A 1,429-nucleotide genomic window follows, 5' to 3' on the forward strand; every position below is an offset into this window, starting at 1 on the left:
GCGGCTACGAGGCGGGCCGCACGAAGCGCGCCCGGCGCGCCTCGCTGGCGGCGACGTGCGCCGTCGCGGTGAACGGCCCGGCGACGCTCGGCCAGACCGAACCGGTGCTCCGGCTGGCGTCCCGGATCCCGCCGGGGGCGTTCACCCGGCTGTTCGGCGGCTTCCTGGGCTGGGTCCACGATGACCTTTCGCGGAAAACCCGATGACCTGCGTTTACCTCGCCTTGATCAGTGGGTACTCAAAGTAACGAGACAGTCACACTGAGTTACGCGATGGTCGCGAGAAAGCGAGAACCACCGATGGACGCCTTGAACTCCGCCCTCGCCGTCTGCCAGCTTCTCTCGGCGGGCGCTGGGACGCTCATCATGATCGGCGCCATCCTCTTCTCGATCGGCGGCCGCCGTCGCGACGAGATGAAGCGGGGAGGTGCCCGCCGGACCATCTGAGCAGCGCGCTGAAGTGAAGATCTGACCCCTGAACGGGCCCGAGGCGAACATCGCCTCGGGCCGGTTTCACGTGTGGAGGGTCAGGCGTGCGCGGGAACGGTCGCGTACGCGTCGGCCACGATCTTCTTCTCGACGAAGAAGGTGAGCCCTGGCACGACCCCGGCGGCGGCGATGACCAGCATCCGCTTCGCCTCCCAGCCGGCCCGGCGCCACACGTCGTACCCGGCGGCCAGGTAGACGACGTAGAAGAAGCCGTGGATCGGGGCGACGACGCCGACGAGGCCGGGGCTGTCGATCGGCGTGTACTTCATGATCATGCCGAGGGTCATCAGGAGCAGCAGCACACCGACCAGGTAGGCGATGTACCGAAAGCGCTTGGCGGCGGCTTCCATAGGTGCGTTCTCTTTCCGGGTTGTCAGCGCCGCTGGCTGTTGAGCCGCGCCAGGTAGCGGTTGTACGCGGCGAGGCTGGGGTCTTCGGCCTCGGCCTGCTTGATCTTCTCGCGCTCGGTCATCGGACGCACGTGGACGGCCTGCTCCGGCACCGCGTCGGGGTCCGGTTTGCCGACGCCCTTGAGGTCGTCGCGGATCATCTTGATCCACATCACCACGACGAAGATCGAGAACAGGGGCCATTCGAAGGTGTAGCCCCAGCTTCGGGCGTTACCGGCCTGGGCGCGGTCGAACTGCCACCAGCCGAAGATCAGGAACGCCGAGAACAGCGTGATCGCGATGAGGTGGATGCCCAGCCAGGCGGGAGTGAGGAACCGTCGCACGGGTTCGAGGGTACCGCCGCCTCAGCGGGATCCGCCCGCACCCCCCGCGTGGACCTCGAGCATTCCGGTGACGGCCGCGCTCCAGGGGTACCGTTCGGCCCGTGCCCTGGCGGCGGCCCTGCGGTCGCGTTCGGGGTGGGCGAGCAGCCGTTCGACCCCGTCGGCGAACCCCCGGCCGGTCGCGGGGACGGCCGTGCCCGCGCCGGGC

Annotated in this window: 4 protein-coding genes and 1 pseudogene; 2 read left to right on the forward strand and 3 right to left on the reverse strand. The window is 68.9% G+C overall.

The window, feature by feature from the left end:
- Positions 1–206 (forward strand): annotated as a pseudogene (locus ACYVE7_RS33975) (hypothetical protein); the annotation flags it as partial.
- 93 nt (positions 207–299) lie between these two features.
- On the forward strand, positions 300–446 hold the full coding sequence (locus ACYVE7_RS33980; RefSeq protein WP_460370680.1) for a hypothetical protein: 147 nt from the start codon (positions 300–302) through the stop codon (positions 444–446).
- An 80-nt stretch (positions 447–526) separates the two neighbouring features.
- Here ACYVE7_RS33980 and ACYVE7_RS33985 read toward each other — a convergent pair whose 3' ends face one another.
- From ACYVE7_RS33985 to ACYVE7_RS33995, 3 genes are all read right to left on the reverse strand, one after another.
- On the reverse strand, positions 527–838 hold the full coding sequence (locus tag ACYVE7_RS33985; RefSeq protein ID WP_460370681.1) for a DUF3817 domain-containing protein: 312 nt from the start codon (positions 836–838) through the stop codon (positions 527–529).
- Positions 839–861: 23 nt separating this feature from the next.
- Positions 862–1,221 carry a hypothetical protein gene (locus ACYVE7_RS33990; protein ID WP_460370683.1) on the reverse strand — a complete coding sequence of 120 codons (360 nt, stop codon included), beginning with the start codon at positions 1,219–1,221 and terminating at the stop codon, positions 862–864.
- A 21-nt stretch (positions 1,222–1,242) separates the two neighbouring features.
- A partial coding sequence (locus ACYVE7_RS33995) for a hypothetical protein (RefSeq protein ID WP_460370684.1) occupies positions 1,243–1,429 on the reverse strand: 187 nt, incomplete at its 5' end.

The sequence above is a fragment of the Actinocorallia lasiicapitis genome (assembly GCF_054778695.1).

Coding starts and splice junctions, on each gene's coding strand:
- ACYVE7_RS33980 (WP_460370680.1), top strand. CDS start 300: ATGGACGCCTTGAACTCCGCCCTCGCCGTCTGCCAGCTTCTCTCGGCG.
- ACYVE7_RS33985 (WP_460370681.1), bottom strand. CDS start 838: ATGGAAGCCGCCGCCAAGCGCTTTCGGTACATCGCCTACCTGGTCGGT.